Here is a 15,706-nt window from a genome sequence, read left to right on the forward strand (position 1 = left end):
TAAGGCGGTTAGAACACCCGCCGGGGCGCCCCGACTGCGTCACACATCACATCTATGACGTCGGCCGGCATTGCCTCACCCAGGCCGCTGAAGTGGCGGACCTGTTCCACGGCCTGGTAGATGAGCATCTCCAGCCCGGGGACCACGGTGCCGCCCGCTTCCTGCCAGGCTGCGGCGATCTGGCTGGGCCAGGGATCGTAGGCGACGTCCAGCAGCACACCGGGCCGGGCCGGGGCCGTTTGAGCGGACGACACGCCGGCGCGCTGTGCGAGCAGTCCCGCCAGCTCATCCGCGAGCGGGTCCGCGGCCCGGGGCGGCAGGGTGGAAATCACGACGTCGGCCCCGGCCAGGGCGGCGGCTGCCCCGCTGAGCGGGAGTACCCGGATGGCCAGGCCGACGGCGGCAGCGGCCGTCTTGGCCTCTGCGGCGCGGCTGACATCGCGGACGTAGATTTCGGCGTAGGGCGCGCCCAGTTCCTTCAGGGCGGCGACGGCGGCCGCGGCGGTCCCGCCGCCGCCCAGGACGACGGCGGAGGGTGCTGACGCCGCGCCGGCGTGGCGCAGCGCGTTGACGATTCCTGCCACGTCGGTGTTGTAGCCGACCAGGCGGGTGGTCCCCGGATCCTCCCCCGCCTGCGGGGCCTCAAACGCGACGGTGTTCACCACGCCAAGGTCGCGGGCTACGCCGCGGACCTCGTCCACTTCGCGGACCATACCGGATTTCAGCGGCATGGTGACCGACAGCCCGCGCCAGCCTTGCCCCTGCCGGAGGTCCTCACGGACCCGTGCCATGAACGCCGGCAGCGCTTCCTCGGTCACGTCAACTGCCTCGTAGCCCAGTTCCACGCCCAGGTGGGCGTAGGCGGCCCGGTGCAGCGCCGGGGACTTCGAGTGGCTGATCGGGTGCCCGAGCACGGCGGCCCGGAGCGTCATACGCAGCGTCCGGGGTTGGCCTCACACCACGCGTTGTACTTCGCGACATAGACGTTGTGTTCCGCCAGGGTCTTGGAGAACAAGGTCTCCTTGGTGTCCAGGTTGATGGTCACCCAGTAGAGGTATGCGTTCTTCTTGGGCTTGGCCGCCGCGTCGATGGCCGTCTTGCCCGGCGAGCCGATCGGCCCCACCGGCAATCCCTGATTGGCGTAGGTGTTGTACGGGTTGGACTTGTCGGCCTTCTGCTCCTCGTCAATGTGGAAGCTCTTGATGCCAAGCCCGTAGGTTACCGTGGCGTCGGACTGGATCAGCCCGTTCGTCTCAGTGTTGCTCGGCTTGAGGCGGTTGTAGATCGCGCCCGCCACGTCGCCGTACTCGGCCTGGCCGCCCTCGGCCTGGACGATGCTGGCCACCGTGACCACGTCGTACTGCTTCGCGGGGTCCTTGACGCCCTGGGCCTTGAGCTCGTCCAGGGTGGTGGTCACCAGCTTCTGCAGCACGTCCTTGGCCGGCGTGCCGAGCGGGAACCGGTATTCGCCGGGGGCGAGGAAACCTTCGAGGTTCTTGGCCTTGGCCGGTACCCCGAACTGTGCAGGCGATTCATTGAGCGCCTCGAGTTCGGCGACCGGGACGCCGGTGCCCTCGGAGATGGCTTGGAGCGATTCGCCGACCCGGAGCCCGGCGCTTAGCGCAACGTACATGACCTTGTCCTGGCCCTTGTTCAGCAGCACGTCCACGGCGTCGGAATTCTTCATTTCGTTGCGCATGCTGAATTCGCCGGGGGCCAGGGCCCCTCCGGAAGCCACGAAATCCCGGAGGAAGGTGTCGGCGTTCGCCACAACATTCTTATCCTCGAGCTGGGTGGCCACGGACCTCGGCCCGGCGCCCTCCGGCACGGTGATGACCACCTCGCCGGTTCCGGGGCCGGGGTAATCCTCCAGCTTGTCACCGCCGAGGAGGGGCTTCAGGAACTGCGCGCCGACGGCGACCGCCACCACGAAGACCGACAGGGTCAGCAACAGCGCAAGAAAGCGGCGCCGACGCCGGACCTTTTTGGACGGGCCTTTGGACGTGCGGATGGGGGCACCTCCGGCCATCGCAACCTGGCCGTCGTCCTCGTGGTGATATTCAGCAGCGTGGCCGTCCGCCGGTTGATAGCCATACTGGGCCTCGTCGGCAGGGTGGACGGCGTGGAAATCGGCGTCGTGCCGGGCGTCGTGGCCGGCCGGGATGTCGCCGTCGTGGGGCGCGGTGTCCTCACGGGCAGCTGCGCCGGCGTACTCGTGGACGGGTTCTTCAAATCGGGGTTCTTCATGCACTGGTTCTGCAGGCACGGGCGCTTCGGGGACCGGCGCGTAGGTGCGGGGCTCCTCGTGCACGGGCGCGTGCTCAGCTTCTTGAAACACCGGCTCTTCATGCTCGGGCTCTTCGTGCACAGGCTCTTCGGGGACTGGCTCTTCGTGCACGGTGGGCGCTGCGGGAGGCAGATCAGGTGCGTCAGCGGGCTCGATCGGCTCCGGCCGGAACGCGGCTTCAGTGGCGGGGGCGGTGCCGCGCCCGGCGTCGGCGGCTGGCGCGGCCGGCGGGGCGTCCTCGCCCGTCTGGAAAGCCTGCGGCGGGATAACATCGTGACCCTGGGTCGCCTGGGACTTCTCCTGGGCCCTGATTTCTTTGCGCGTCAGCGGTCGGCCGGCGCCGCCGAAAGCATCACCGGAGGGGTCGTCACTATTGACCGGGCTCACTGTAGCCTTCCATTTTGGGCAGAATGCGTTGTGCAGAATGCGTGTCTAGTGCCGGAGTGGCCTGAGCGCCATCCCCGGTTGGCCCCGGCGCGGACTCCGCGTATACGCGGCTTCCGACCTCCGTCCCCCTGGCCTTTTGCATATCGATTGCATGCTGCAGGATACCTGCGGCCGCAACCTGATCAACTACCTTACGGTGATTGCGGCTGCTCATGCCAGCTTCGTGCAGGTTCCGGTGGGCCGTCACGGTGCTCAGCCGCTCATCAACCAGCCGAACCGGCACCTCGGAACCTTGCTCCCCCAGTTTACCCGCCAGTAGCACTGCGTAGTCCGAGGCCATCCGCGCCGAAGCGTGTTCCTCGCCCTTCATCGTCCGCGGAAGGCCAACGAAGATCTCCACCACCCCCAGTTCGACGGCCAGGGCGGCAAGGATCCGCACGTCGGTGTTCTTCTTCGCGTTCCGCTCCAGGGTGCGCAGCGGGGTGGCCAGGATGCCGTCGCGATCACAGATCGCCACGCCCACCCTGACGGTGCCGACGTCTACCCCGAGTTTCACGCCCCGGGGATAGTCGCCGGGCACAGCAGCTTCGTTCATGGCTCGTCCGTTAGCGCCGGGTAATGGCGTCCACGACGGCGGCGAGGGCCGCGCCGACCTTCGTGGCGTCGGTGCCGCCGCCCTGGGCGACGTCGTCCTTGCCGCCACCGCCGCCGCCGAGGATTCCGGCGGCGAGGCGCACCAGTGCACCTGCTTTGACGCCGGCCGCGCGGGCGGCCTCGTTCGTGGCGATCAGGATGACCGGGCGGTCATTGCTGACCCCGGCGACCGCGACGGCGGCCGGCTCGGAGCCGAGGCGGGTCCGCAGGTCCAGGGCCAGGCCGCGCAGGTCATCGGCGCCACTGACCTGGCCGGCGTCGTGCGCGATGACCTTGACCCCGGCGGCGTCCTTGGCAGTGCCAACGAGCTGTGCTGCAGCTGCCGCGAGCTGCTCCTTGCGCAGGCGCTCCAGTTCCTTTTCGGCCGTCTTGAGCTTGGTCAGCGTGGTGGCAATCCGGTCCGCGAGGAGCCCGGAGGGAACCTTGAGCATCTCGGTGAGCTCGGTCACGAGGGCACGCTCGGCGGCGAGGTGCCGGAAAGCGTCCATGCCGACGAAGGCCTCGACGCGGCGGTTTCCCGATCCGACGGACTGTTCCCCAAGCAGGGACAGGCTGCCGATCAGCGAGGTGTTCTCGACGTGCGTGCCGCCGCACAGCTCACGGGACCAGGCGCCGTCGATCTCCACGACGCGGACCTCGTTGCCGTAGTTTTCACCGAACAGTGCCATGGCGCCCAGGGCCTTGGCCTCGGCAAGGCCCATGACCTTGGTCTCCACCCGGTGGTTGTTGCGGATGGCGATATTGGAGACTTCCTCGATCTCAGAGCGTGTGGCCGGGCTCAGGCCCTCACCCCACGCGAAGTCGAAGCGCAGGTAGCCGGCCTTGTTGAAGGAGCCGCGCTGCAGCGCTTCCGGGCCGAGGATCTGGTGCAGGGCAGCGTGCACGATGTGCGTGCCGGTGTGGGCCTGCTCGGCGGCGTGCCGGCGTTCCCGGTCGACGGCCGCCTGCACGAGGGAGTCGGCACCGATTTCGCCCTCCCGGACGATTGCCTTGTGCACGCTCAGGCCCTTGACGGGGCGCTGGACGTCCAGGACCTCGACGACGAAGCCGTCGCCGGTGATCAGTCCGGTGTCGGCAGCCTGGCCGCCGGCTTCGGCGTAGAACGGCGTCTCGGCCAGGACCAGCTCGATTTCCTCGCCCGTGGAGGCCTGGGAGACCTTGCGGCCGCCGGTCAGGATGCCGCGGACCTTGGATTCGCCGGTGAGTTCGGTGTAGCCGGTGAAGACGGTCTCGCCGGCGGAAAGCAGCTCTTGGAAGGCGCTGAGGTCGGCGTGGGAGCCCTTCTTGCCCTTGGCGTCGGCCTGGGCGCGCTGGCGCTGTTCCAGCATGAGCTTGCGGAATTCGGGCTCGTCCACCTTGAGCCCGGCTTCCTCCGCCATTTCGAGGGTGAGGTCGATCGGGAAGCCGTAAGTGTCGTGCAGGGCGAAGGCGTCGGCTCCGGAGAGCGGCTGGCCGGCGGCCTTGGAGTCCTTGACGGCGTCCTCAAGGCGGGCGGTGCCCGAAGCGATGGTACGCAGGAACGCCTTCTCCTCGGCGTAGGCGATCCGGCTGATCCGGTCGAAGTCCGTCTCCACGATCGGGTAGACGCCCTTCATGGCGTCGCGGGAGGCGGGCAGGAGTTCCGGGAGGCAGGCCTTTTCGACGCCGAGCAGGCGCATGGAGCGTACGGCGCGGCGGATCAGGCGGCGCAGCACGTAGCCGCGGCCTTCGTTGGAGGGGGTGACGCCGTCGGCGATCAGCATGAGCGAGGAACGAATGTGGTCGGCGACGACGCGCATCCGGACGTCGTCGGTGTGGTGCGGGTCCTGGGCGGACTCGGCGGACGTGTATTCCCGGCCGGAGAGCGCCGCTGCCTTGTCAATGACGGGGCGGACCTGGTCCGTTTCGTACATGTTCTCGACGTCCTGAAGGATCATCGCGAGGCGTTCCATGCCGAGGCCGGTGTCAATGTTCTTCTTGGGCAGTTCGCCGGTGATGTCGAAGTCCACCTTGGAGCGCACGTTGTCGATCTGGTACTGCATGAACACGAGGTTCCAGATTTCCACGTAGCGGTTCTCGTCCGCGATGGGACCTCCCTCGACGCCGTAGGACGGGCCGCGGTCGTAGTAGATCTCGGAGCAGGGGCCGGCCGGGCCGGGCTGGCCGGTGGACCAGTAGTTGTCCGCCTTGCCCATCCGCTGGATCCGTTCGGCGGGCATGCCCGTGTTCTTGAGCCAGAGCTGCTCGGCCTCGTCATCCTCTTCGTAGACCGTCACCCAGAGGCGCTCCGGCGGCAGTCCGTAGCCGCCGTCGTCAACGCTTGTGGTGAGCAGTTCCCAGGCGAACTTGATGGCGTCTTCCTTGAAGTAGTCTCCGAAGGAGAAGTTGCCGCACATCTGGAAGAAGGTGCCGTGGCGGGCCGTCTTGCCGACTTCCTCGATGTCGCCGGTGCGGATGCACTTCTGCACGCTCGTGGCGCGCTTGTACGGCGCTTCCTCCCGGGCGGTCAAGTAAGGGATGAACGGGACCATGCCGGCCACTGTGAACAGCAGGGAAGGGTCGCTGGAGACCAGGGAGGCGGAGGGAACCGCCGTGTGGCCCTTACTGACAAAAAAGTCGATCCAGCGCTTGGTGATCTCCTGCGACTTCATGAGCTGATTACTTACCCTTCAATATTCACTGTTTATGTTCACTGTGTTTTTTGTTCACTGTGTTTAGTTCACTGCGTTGGGGTTCACGCGTGCGGTCCGCGGAACGGTCTGGTCCCGGCCAGTGGCCGTGCCGGCGGCCCCGAATGCGGGTGCCACCGTTTGTCTCATTCTCTCCCGGCTAGCGCCGGACTGCATCCTTGCCGGCGGTGCTCTTGCTGACGGCCTTCTCCAGGCCCGCGTCGATGCCGAGCGCACTCCGGAGTTCCGTCTCGCGCTCGTTCATGCCGTCGCGGACGGCGTCGGCGAAATCGTACAGTCCATCGGCGAGCCGGCCCACGGCCCGGTTGAGGCCCTCGGGGCCCAGGTTGGACTGGGCTTCGGTGATTTTGCGGAAGGCGATGACGCCGATGGCGACGCCGATTCCCATCCAGATGATTCTGTTCATGTCAGGTTCTCCAGCGGGGATTAGCGGCTGCGGCGGCCGGTGGCGGGCTTTTTGCGGGCGGAGAAGGCCGAGCGGACGCCGTAGCTGAAGGACGCGACCTTTATCAGCGGCGAACCAACGGTGGCGGCCATGAGCGAGGACAGTGCCGAGATGTTGGCGGACGCGTCGGAGACGTTGTTCGCGATCCCGTCGACCTTCTTCAGCTGCTCGTTGGTGGTGGTGACGGTGGCGGTGACTTCATCCATGAGCGGGGTGGCGCCGTCGCTGATCGACCGGATGGACGTCCGCACTTCGTCGAACACTCCCCCGAGCTTCAGAATCGGTACGGCAAGCAGCAGGACCAGCAGTGCAAACACTCCGGCCGCGATCAGGCCGGCAATATCGCCACCAGTCATAGTCGTTCATCTCCTTGTTGCGTCGTGTATCTGCGGGCGTCTCCGGCTGACTCAGCCGGCAACCGCAGAACTCCCCCAAGTACCTTACATACAAAGAAGCCCGTGGCGCGTGCCACGGGCTTCTTTGTAAGGTGTCGCGCTGGATCTAGCGTGCGTAGAATTCCACGACGAGCTGCTCTTCGCAGGTCACGGGGACCTCGGAGCGCTTGGGGCGACGGACCAGGCGTGCCTGCAGGGCGTCAAGCTTGACGTCCAGGTATGCCGGAACCATCGGCAGGACGTCGCGGTGAGCGCCGGCTGCTGCAACCTGGAACGGAGGCATGGACTCGCTGCGGCTGTGAACGTGGACCAGCTGGCCCTCAGAGACGCGGAAAGACGGGCGGTCAACGCGGATGCCGTCGACCAGGATGTGGCGGTGGACAACCAGCTGGCGGGCCTGGGCGATGGTGCGGGCGAAGCCGGCACGCAGCACGAGGGCGTCGAGACGCATTTCGAGCAGTTCGATCAGGTTTTCACCGGTCAGGCCCTTGGTGCGGCGTGCTTCTTCGAAGGCACGGGTCATCTGGGCTTCGCGGATGCCGTACTGGGCGCGCAGACGCTGCTTTTCGCGCAGACGTACGGCGTAGTCGGAGTCCTGCTTCTTGCGGGCACGGCCATGCTCACCGGGGCCGTACGGGCGGCGCTCCATGTACTTGGCGGCCTTGGGGGTCAGAGCGATGCCGAGTGCACGCGAAAGGCGTGCGGTACGGCGAGCACGAGTGTTGTTAGCCACTTGTGTCCTTCCAATATCTGCGGTGTGTCAGTGTTACTGGCCTCCACGATGGAGAGCATCGGCCAACCGCTGCCTTTTGCTACTGGGCCCAGGGCAAACCCATCCGCTGGACATCGCAACAGCGTGCAATGCTGGAATCGGGTGGATTGTGCGTCTGTGCCTTGCCAGACAACGAACAACCTTACCATGTTGTAGGCCGCTGCCAGCGCCGGCCGCCCCTCAGGTCCGTCTATCAGGCCCGCCTGTCAGCGCCGCTTGTCAGCGCAAGCCTCCTGTCAGATCCTGGCATGCACGCCCCGGCCGCTGCGCCGGCCGAAGGAGGCCGCACCCAGGAATTCCACCGCCACGAACGGGTCACTTCCCGCAACCCACTCGTCATGGCCGGGCGGAATTGCGTAGGTATCGTTGGCGCGGATCGTGGTGCGCACCCCTCCGGACGATTCCACTTCCATGACCCCCGCGATGCAGAACCCGAGGTGGTGGTGCTCGCAGAGTTCGGTCCCCTCCAAGGGTCTGATGGACTCGGACCATCGCCAGCCGGGGCCGAGGATCAGGCGGGCCACGGAGAAGTCGTTGACGGTGACAAGGTCGAATTCGGCGTTGTCCGGGCACCGCTTCTTGTCCGGCAGATCAAAGGACTTAACGGCCAGGGCTGTGACGAAATTTACGGGCATGTGAGACACGACCTTGAAGCTGGTGGCGAAGCCTCGCAGGGAGCCAGGCTACTGAAGTGCCGGCCGCCTGCCTGGTGTCCGGGAAGCGATGTGCCGGCGAGATGTGCTGCATTTTCCTTGGCCGGATCACGGTCCATTAATTAGTCCGTTCACGGCCCAAGCACGCACGTTCAGCAGGTCTTTGCTGATTTAAGTCAACGTTAGACCTCTGGGTCCGGAAGTCAACGGGCAGTTTCCGGGGACGCCGGTCACTTTCCCCGGATGATCCTGCGCAGCCGGTCCAGCCGGGTGGCGATGTCCCGCTCGGCGCCGTTGGCGGTCGGCTCGTAGTAGTTGCGGCCCACGAGGTCGTCCGGCGGGTACTGCTGGGTGGCCACCGAGTGCGGTGCGTCGTGGGCGTATTTGTAGCCCTGCCCGTGGCCCAGCTGCTTGGAACCCGGGTAGTGGGCATCGCGCAGGTGGGCGGGGATGCCGTTGCCGAGGCCGGCGCGGACATCGGCGATCGCCTGGTTGATTCCCATGTAGGCGGCGTTGGACTTGGGTGCGGTGGCGAGATGGACCACGGCCTCGGCCAGGATGATGCGGCCTTCGGGCATGCCGATCAGCTGGACGGCCTGGGCGGCGGCGACGGCGGTCTGCAGCGCCGTCGGATCCGCCATGCCGACGTCCTCGGCCGCGGAGATGACAATGCGCCGGGCCACGAACCGCGGGTCCTCCCCCGCCTCGAGCATCCGGGCGAGGTAGTGCAGGGCGGCGTCGACGTCCGAGCCGCGGATGGATTTGATGAAGGCGCTGGCGACGTCGTAGTGCTGGTCGCCTGCGCGGTCATAGCGCACGGATGCGACGTCGAGGGCGCGTTCCGTGTGCTTGAGGTCGATCTTCACCGGAGCCGCGGCTCCGCTGTCACCGGTCCCGTCGGCGTCGTCCGCGTCCCCGAACGCGACGCCGGCGGCCGCCTCGAGAGCGGTCAGCGCACGGCGGGCGTCGCCGCCGGAGAGCCGGACGAGGTGCGCCAGGGCGTCGTCGCTGAGTTCCACCTTGCCGCCGAGCCCGCGCGCGTCCGTCGCGGCCCGCAGGAGCAGGCCCTCGACGTCGGCGTCCGTGAGCGGTTTGAGGGTCAGCAAGAGAGACCGCGAGAGCAGCGGGGAGACGACGGAGAAGGACGGGTTTTCGGTGGTCGCCGCGACCAGGACCACCCAGCGGTTCTCGACGCCGGGCAGCAGGGCGTCCTGCTGGGCCTTGTTGAAGCGGTGGATCTCGTCCAGGAACAGCACGGTGGTGGTCTTGAAGAGGTCCCGGGCGGTGAGGGCCTCGTCCATGACGCGCCGGACGTCCTTGACGCCGGCGGTGATGGCGGAGAGCTCGACGAACTTCCGCCCCGGACCCTTGGCGATGACGTGCGCGAGCGTGGTTTTGCCGGTTCCGGGGGGCCCCCAGAGAATCAGTGAACTGGGGCCCGCGGGGCCGGTGGCGTCGGTACCGGCGGCGAGTTGGCGCAGCGGCGAGCCTTGGCCGAGGAGGTGCTGCTGGCCCACCACGTCATCGAGCGTCCGCGGCCGCATCCTGACGGCGAGCGGGCTGCGCGGGGAGACTCTGCGGCTCTCGCCCGACTCCTCGGCGTCGCCGTCATCCTCGATTGCGGCGCCGCTGTCCCGCCCTGCGCCAAAGAGATCATCCACATAGATAGGCTACTTCTAGTTCCCGCCCGCCCAGACACCCTCATTACGGAGACCCGCGCCATGACAACCCCCAGCACCCGTGTGGCGTTCGTCTCCGGTGCCCGGCTGCCGGGGTGGGTGGAGCGCTTCGCGGCGAGCCACGGCGAGCTCAGCGAGGAGGAGCTCGACGGCGGGCTGCAGCTCCGTGCCGCGGATGGGGCTGTGGCCCTGCTGCAGGCGCCGTGGCCGGCGGACGGGCGTCCCGGACGCGGCGGCGACGCGGTGGCCCGCATGGCCTCCCTGGCGTCCCAGCCGCGGGGCATCGGGGCGGTGCTGGTCCGCCGCGGCGGCTACTCGGTGGCCGTGGTCAGCGGCGGCGCCGTGCTGGCGTCCAAGACCGGCACGCGCCATGTCCAGTCCCGGACGGCTGCGGGCGGCTGGTCCCAGCAGCGCTTTGCCCGGCGCCGGGCCAACCAGGCCGACGCGCTGGTGGAGGCCGTCGCCGAGCATGCCGCCCGGATATTCGCGGATCACCTCATCGAGTACGTGGCGCCAGGCGGCGACCGGACGCTGGCCGAACAGGTCCTCGCCGAGCCGGTGCTGAAGCAGTACGCCGCCGGCCCGCGGCTGGCGTTCCTGGACGTCCCGGACCCGCGCGCCACCGTGCTGAAGAAGGCCGCCGCGGACCTGTGCGCGGTGCGGATCCTGGTGACGGATCCGCCGTCGTAGGGGCGGCTGCGGGACTGAAGCTTCTCCTCGACCTGTTCGGCAAGCTCTCGATCAGGGGGCAATGCGCGAGGACTGCGAGCCCTGGACCGCCTGGTCAGGGGACGAGTGTTTCGTCGTCGCATAGTTGCTGGTCTTCAATCCGCGCGCCTCTGAACCGGGAGAAGAGAAGCACCGCGGCGGATAGCAGGAGGAAGGCAACGGCTGCCCAGAGCGCCGTCGCAGGGCCCACGGCGATGGCTATGACGCCGCCCAAAGGGGCTCCGATGACGATCATTCCTCGGTTCACCGAACGCCTGGTGGCACTCATGCGGGCTATGAGCCTGTCCGGCGTCACAGCCTGCTGGTAGCCCATTTCCAGGGGCCCTTCGACTCCCATGGCCATGCCGAAGAGCAGTTGACCGAAGCCAGCCAGAGCAAACGCAGCCCACAACTCTCCCGGCCAGTCCAGCGGAGAACCGTAGGTCTCTCCAGTGTGTGCGCCACCGGCGGCGAGGGGCGCCAGCGCCACCAAGGCGATAGCCAGGGGCTGGGCCAGCCGCGCCGCAACCATGGCGTTGCCCGTACCCCATCGGTGCCCCAGCCGAGTGGACATGGTGGTGCCGACGACGGCCCCGATTCCGGAACACCCCATCACCAAACCCAGCCCCACGGCACCCAAACGCATGTCATTCAGGATCACCGTCGGCAAGACAGTCCCGAGGATGGCGGAACCGATGAACCAGATGTGGGTACTCCATGCCAAGGGCGCCAGATGGGAATGGCCATAGACCCAGCGCAGACCCTCCCCGATCTTTCGATGAAGTTTTTGCTTGCTGCGAACTGCCGGCGGGCCGGATGGCCGTCCCAGGGTCAGGAGAATGGCTGCCGAGAAAAAATACGACACGGCATCCACAAGAAGGGCCACAGGGGCGGATACCAGTGCCACAAGACCACCGGCTACGGCGCTTCCCGTGGTCTGGGCCACGGTATCGCTTTGCTGGAGTCGGGCGTTCGCCTGAGTCAGCAGGGACCTGGGGACCAGTTGCGGGAGGAAGCTCTGATACGCGGCGTCACTGGTCAGAGCCAGGGTGCCGAAAGCGAACATCAGGATCGTCAACGCCGGAACCGAGATAGCGCCTGTCAGCGCCGTCACGCACACGCCCGCGAGGATCAGGCCACGGCCGACGTCTCCGCCGATGAGTACCGTACGTCGGGGGAACCGGTCAATCCAGACTCCGGCAACGAGCCCGAAAAGGAGATATGGGGTCCACCGGGCAGCATTGACCAGACCCTGGTCCAACGGTGTTCCGTTCATCGTCACCAATATCAGAACCGACAGGGCCAAGGTGGTGATGTAGGTGCCGAAATCGGACACCGTTGAGGCAAGCCAGAACCGAACGAATGGCCGGTAGGGCCGAAGCTTCGAACCCGCTAGCGGCGAGCCATTGACGGGGGCGTCCATTTATCCTCCAATCATCCGGTGACTTGCAGCATACTGTCGCCGTCAAACGGACCGTTTGGCCTAATCGACGTCATCGTTATGTCCACCCTCGCTCGGATTCGGAATCCTGACACAGTTCCGGGGAACGAGTGAAGTTGTCCAGGTCTTCGACGTCGTCCACGGTCCGGCGACGAGTCACTCAGACACCTTGAAGCAGAGGAAATTCCGGAACGGGTTCGCCACGGTCCTCTGGCCAGCCCCGAGCGTCCGTATCTGCAGCGGGTATTGGATGTGCGGCCGCGAACACGTGCCACTCCGGGAACGGGTCTATGGGCAGTTCCAGGTCGGGGTCGCAGCCGGGGTCGGGGGGACTGCCCTGGTTGGGCCAGTGGGGTGGTTCCCAGTCCTGGTGTTCGCTGGGGTAGGTCCGGCCGGATGGTGAGATCCATCCCGGCGGTTTGTCCTTGCTGGCACTGGTGGGGGTCCAGACGGATCCGTGTTTGAGGCGGTGGTGTTTGCGGCAGGGCTGTCCCAGGTTCGAGATGCCGGTGGTGCCGCCGTCGGCCCAGGCCAGGAGGTGGTCCGCCNCGGATCCGTGTTTGAGGCGGTGGTGTTTGCGGCAGGGCTGTCCCAGGTTCGAGATGCCGGTGGTGCCGCCGTCGGCCCAGGCCAGGAGGTGGTCCGCCTCGTTATCCAGCGAGGGGTTGCTGCAGCCCGGGAAGGAGCACTTGCCGTCGCGGAGCCGGAGCCATTGCCGCAGGGCCTTCGTGACACGGTAGCTGGCCCGGCCGATTTCCAGCGGCGCCCCGTCNGCCCGGGAAGGAGCACTTGCCGTCGCGGAGCCGGAGCCATTGCCGCAGGGCCTTCGTGACACGGTAGCTGGCCCGGCCGATTTCCAGCGGCGCCCCGTCCCGCGGGTCGGTCAGGACACGGTAGACGGAATCGGCGCCGTCGGCGACCAGCCGGCGCGCCATCGACGGCGGGATCGGCCCCTACCCGTCCAGGACGGCGGGTTCGTCAGTGGCGCCCAGCAGCGACAGCACCGGGACGGTGACCAGCACCTGCGCCCGCGGCGACAGCACACCCCCGCCCGCACCACCCAGCCCGGTCCGGCCGCCGGAGGCCCCGGCCGTCCCGCCGGCGGTACCGCCATCCTCAAGTCCGGCAGTGAGGAGCCAGGTCGCGGCGATGTCGGCGCGGAGCTGGGTCAGGGTCCGGGCCTCGCCCGGGCTCTGCAGGGCGCGGGCCTCGGCGGTGGTCCGTTCCCAGATCCCCGCGGCGGTGTCGGCCGGGAGGTAGGCGTTGAGCCAGGCCATGCCGTCCCGGTCCGGGACGAACTCCACCCGCCGGTCCGCCGCACACCTGGCGTGGCGTTTCTCGATGCTCACCGGGTGGTGGCGTTCGCGCCAGGTGCGTGCCTTCACCCGGAACCTGCCCGGAACAAGGGCCCCGGCCGGGCACCCCCGGGCCGGATCCGGGGCGTCGGGGTCCAGGAAATGCGCCTCCAGCCCCGCCGCGCCCGCCGGATCAAGACTGGCGGTTTCGTCGGCCATGATCCGGGCGTGCTGCCAGGAAATCGTCCCCGCCTGCAGGGCGTCCAGGGTCAGCGGCAGCGCCGTCGTTAATACCTGAGCGTCAGACAGAAGTGCGGAGGCGGACCGTTCACTGACCGTGAGGACACACGCGACCTCCGCGACCACAGCCATCTCCTGCGCAGTGCGTNAATACCTGAGCGTCAGACAGAAGTGCGGAGGCGGACCGTTCACTGACCGTGAGGACACACGCGACCTCCGCGACCACAGCCATCTCCTGCGCAGTGCGTTCCTGCGGCGACGCCACCGGCGGAGCCAGAGCCCGGGAAACCTCCGCGTACGCCGCGGCCAGCCGGACCTTCACCGCCGCCGACCGGGCATCCAGCCGCGCCACCCCGGCCATCCCGTCCAGNAGCCAGAGCCCGGGAAACCTCCGCGTACGCCGCGGCCAGCCGGACCTTCACCGCCGCCGACCGGGCATCCAGCCGCGCCACCCCGGCCATCCCGTCCAGGCACGCATCCGCCAGCTCCCGCAACAGATCAGCACCAGGCAAATCAGCGCGTTCCTCCGCTGCGTTGATTAGGGCAGCCAGCGCAGCAACGGACGCGGTAACGGCGTCCACCGCCTCCCGGCAGTCCGCACTCCACCCTGCCCTGCTTTCCACACTCTTATGATCCCGCGAGCCACCGACAATTTAGTGATGACGCCGGCGGTGCTGCAACTGAGGCCAGGACTGCCCCCTGCCCGTAGTGGGAACCACCACGGAGCAGTCCGCCATCCGCAATTTAGTTGGCTGCGAGCCATTGACGACACTCTGCTGCCGGGTTAGACCTCGCCCCGCCAGCGCTCAGGCCATTTTTTGCAGTGGCTCGAGTCAATCCAAACTCGAGCTGTCGAAGCCTGCAGGGAAATTTGTCCAGCTCCGCATCGGCGAAAGTGCGATGGGGATTGCGGAGACGCCGGCGAGCAGGGCCCAAATCCAGAGCACGGGTTGGACACCTATCCATGAGGCCAGCGCACCACCGGCAAGGCTGGCGACAGGCATGATTCCGAGGACAAAGAGCCTGTTGCTGGCCATGACTGTTCCGAGCCTGCCGGAGGGCGCGATACGCGGGATGATACCGGCGCCAGCTACCGATATGACCACGACGAGGAAGGCCCACCCGAACGCGGAGACGCCGAGCCAGAGGGCCGGGAACCATGGCAGGCCCGGAGCAAGCGGCGTCAGGGCAACGACCGGGACGCAAGCCACGCCTGCGAGAATCCTCGTCCTTCCTATGCCTAGCTGTGTCAGGATGGCCGGCGCTGCGAGTGTGGCAACGAGCCCTCCCATGGCGGCGAAGGTACTGAGCAGCGCAAAAACAGCGGGGCCAAGTCCCAGGACGTTGAGGGCATAAACCGCCAGGGCCGCGCTGCCGAACATGGTCGCAGCGTTGAGGATCATTCCTGACAGGAATAGGCCCCTGAGCACCGAGTGGCGAACGGTGAAGGACAAGCCGCGCCGGGCCGTCAGCCAGAATCCCTCGTGTTCCCGGGCTCGCCTGATGTCTTCGTCGACCTTGATGCTCCGGAGAGCCAGTGCCGACAGGGCGTAGGAGATTCCAGCTGTCACCAGCACAAACGGTGCAGCAACGGCACTGAGCAGCGTCCCCGTCACGGACGGGGAGCCGACGGCGACCGCGCTGGCGGCCGACTGCAGCCGGGCCTGGGCGTCGCTGATCCGATCCTTGCCCACCACCGAAGGGACAAACGCTCCATGTGCCGTAGTGAAGACAACATCGGCGACGCTAATCAGCGCCACGCACACCAACAAGTGCCCGATTGTCATGGCACCCGCCAGGAAGGCCGCCGGAACGCTGAGGACCACCACCATGCGGACCACGTCCGCGGTGATCATCAGCCTGCGCCGACGGCGCCGGTCCACCCAGACGCCGACCGGCAGACCCAGGACGAGGAACGCGCTCAAACCGAGGGCGTTAATGATCCCCACCTCCCAGGAGCCAGCCCCGAGCATTGAGACCGCAATGATCGGGATCACGACGCGGCTTGCTTCGTCCCCGACCCCTTCGAACGCGCTGGAAGTCCACAGCTTTCGGAAAGCCATCAGCCCCATCAGAGGCAC

At 67.4% G+C, this 15,706-nt stretch carries 13 protein-coding genes and 2 pseudogenes; 1 reads left to right on the plus strand and 14 read right to left on the minus strand.

Annotated elements, in window-relative coordinates; all coding sequences use genetic code 11:
- Positions 1 to 8 precede the first annotated feature (8 nt).
- From ASE96_RS10285 to ASE96_RS10325, 9 genes are all read right to left on the minus strand, one after another.
- Complete coding sequence (locus ASE96_RS10285) at positions 9 to 932, minus strand: shikimate dehydrogenase (RefSeq protein WP_056429601.1); 924 nt, start codon at positions 930 to 932, stop codon at positions 9 to 11.
- Positions 929 to 2,674 carry an endolytic transglycosylase MltG gene (mltG, locus tag ASE96_RS10290; RefSeq protein ID WP_056429603.1) on the minus strand — a complete coding sequence of 582 codons (1,746 nt, stop codon included), beginning with the start codon at positions 2,672 to 2,674 and terminating at the stop codon, positions 929 to 931. The genes ASE96_RS10285 and mltG overlap by 4 nt, the downstream gene beginning before the upstream one ends.
- Positions 2,658 to 3,269: a Holliday junction resolvase RuvX gene (ruvX, locus tag ASE96_RS10295; RefSeq protein ID WP_056429605.1), complete on the minus strand. Its 612-nt coding sequence runs from the start codon at positions 3,267 to 3,269 to the stop codon at positions 2,658 to 2,660. The genes mltG and ruvX overlap by 17 nt, the downstream gene beginning before the upstream one ends.
- A gap of 10 nt (positions 3,270 to 3,279) precedes the next feature.
- Entirely contained in the window at positions 3,280 to 5,958 is a 2,679-nt protein-coding gene (gene alaS / locus ASE96_RS10300) for an alanine--tRNA ligase (RefSeq protein ID WP_056429607.1), read from the minus strand.
- A gap of 178 nt (positions 5,959 to 6,136) precedes the next feature.
- Positions 6,137 to 6,403 (minus strand): DUF6167 family protein, encoded by a 267-nt coding sequence (locus ASE96_RS10305; protein WP_235500200.1) that lies wholly within the window; start codon positions 6,401 to 6,403, stop codon positions 6,137 to 6,139.
- A gap of 20 nt (positions 6,404 to 6,423) precedes the next feature.
- The gene (locus ASE96_RS10310; protein ID WP_056429609.1) at positions 6,424 to 6,798 is read right to left on the minus strand and encodes a DUF948 domain-containing protein; all 375 of its coding nucleotides are present in this window, start codon (positions 6,796 to 6,798) and stop codon (positions 6,424 to 6,426) included.
- A 145-nt stretch (positions 6,799 to 6,943) separates the two neighbouring features.
- Positions 6,944 to 7,570, minus strand: a complete 627-nt coding sequence (gene rpsD / locus ASE96_RS10315) for a 30S ribosomal protein S4 (protein WP_024364981.1) — start codon at positions 7,568 to 7,570, stop codon at positions 6,944 to 6,946.
- A gap of 275 nt (positions 7,571 to 7,845) precedes the next feature.
- The gene (locus tag ASE96_RS10320; protein ID WP_056429611.1) at positions 7,846 to 8,244 is read right to left on the minus strand and encodes a hypothetical protein; all 399 of its coding nucleotides are present in this window, start codon (positions 8,242 to 8,244) and stop codon (positions 7,846 to 7,848) included.
- 248 nt (positions 8,245 to 8,492) lie between these two features.
- Positions 8,493 to 9,923 (minus strand): replication-associated recombination protein A, encoded by a 1,431-nt coding sequence (locus tag ASE96_RS10325; protein ID WP_056429613.1) that lies wholly within the window; start codon positions 9,921 to 9,923, stop codon positions 8,493 to 8,495.
- 60 nt (positions 9,924 to 9,983) lie between these two features.
- On the opposite strand from ASE96_RS10325, the gene ASE96_RS10330 reads away from it, so the two are divergent.
- A complete protein-coding gene (locus ASE96_RS10330) occupies positions 9,984 to 10,631 on the plus strand; it encodes an acVLRF1 family peptidyl-tRNA hydrolase (protein ID WP_056429614.1) in 648 nt (215 codons plus the stop codon).
- A 94-nt stretch (positions 10,632 to 10,725) separates the two neighbouring features.
- Here ASE96_RS10330 and ASE96_RS10335 read toward each other — a convergent pair whose 3' ends face one another.
- The 5 genes and pseudogenes from ASE96_RS10335 to ASE96_RS10355 all read right to left on the minus strand — a co-directional run bounded on the left by ASE96_RS10335 (position 10,726) and on the right by ASE96_RS10355 (position 15,688).
- Positions 10,726 to 12,072 (minus strand): MFS transporter, encoded by a 1,347-nt coding sequence (locus ASE96_RS10335; RefSeq protein ID WP_056429616.1) that lies wholly within the window; start codon positions 12,070 to 12,072, stop codon positions 10,726 to 10,728.
- A gap of 178 nt (positions 12,073 to 12,250) precedes the next feature.
- On the minus strand, positions 12,251 to 12,638 hold a 388-nt coding region (locus ASE96_RS19555; RefSeq protein WP_235500202.1), incomplete at its 5' end, for an HNH endonuclease signature motif containing protein.
- A 1-nt stretch (position 12,639) separates the two neighbouring features.
- A pseudogene (locus ASE96_RS19560) lies at positions 12,640 to 12,862 on the minus strand (HNH endonuclease signature motif containing protein); the annotation flags it as partial.
- A 1-nt stretch (position 12,863) separates the two neighbouring features.
- Positions 12,864 to 13,773, minus strand: a pseudogene (locus ASE96_RS19565) (DUF222 domain-containing protein); the annotation flags it as partial.
- Between the two features lie 685 nt (positions 13,774 to 14,458).
- Positions 14,459 to 15,688: an MFS transporter gene (locus tag ASE96_RS10355; RefSeq protein WP_162238820.1), complete on the minus strand. Its 1,230-nt coding sequence runs from the start codon at positions 15,686 to 15,688 to the stop codon at positions 14,459 to 14,461.
- Between the last annotated feature and the right edge of the window lie 18 nt (positions 15,689 to 15,706).

This window comes from Arthrobacter sp. Leaf69 (assembly GCF_001422645.1).
In the GTDB taxonomy this organism is placed as follows: Bacteria; Actinomycetota; Actinomycetes; order Actinomycetales; family Micrococcaceae; genus Arthrobacter.

What these genes read in the sequence shown, in the direction of transcription:
- ASE96_RS10310 (WP_056429609.1), bottom strand. Translation starts at nt 6,798, where the DNA reads ATGACTGGTGGCGATATTGCCGGCCTGATCGCGGCCGGAGTGTTTGCA.
- ASE96_RS10320 (WP_056429611.1), bottom strand. Translation starts at nt 8,244, where the DNA reads ATGCCCGTAAATTTCGTCACAGCCCTGGCCGTTAAGTCCTTTGATCTG.
- alaS (WP_056429607.1), bottom strand. Translation starts at nt 5,958, where the DNA reads ATGAAGTCGCAGGAGATCACCAAGCGCTGGATCGACTTTTTTGTCAGT.
- ASE96_RS10305 (WP_235500200.1), bottom strand. Translation starts at nt 6,403, where the DNA reads ATGAACAGAATCATCTGGATGGGAATCGGCGTCGCCATCGGCGTCATC.
- ASE96_RS10335 (WP_056429616.1), bottom strand. Translation starts at nt 12,072, where the DNA reads ATGGACGCCCCCGTCAATGGCTCGCCGCTAGCGGGTTCGAAGCTTCGG.
- ASE96_RS10285 (WP_056429601.1), bottom strand. Translation starts at nt 932, where the DNA reads ATGACGCTCCGGGCCGCCGTGCTCGGGCACCCGATCAGCCACTCGAAG.
- ASE96_RS10355 (WP_162238820.1), bottom strand. Translation starts at nt 15,688, where the DNA reads ATGGCTTTCCGAAAGCTGTGGACTTCCAGCGCGTTCGAAGGGGTCGGG.
- ASE96_RS10330 (WP_056429614.1), top strand. Translation starts at nt 9,984, where the DNA reads ATGACAACCCCCAGCACCCGTGTGGCGTTCGTCTCCGGTGCCCGGCTG.
- ruvX (WP_056429605.1), bottom strand. Translation starts at nt 3,269, where the DNA reads ATGAACGAAGCTGCTGTGCCCGGCGACTATCCCCGGGGCGTGAAACTC.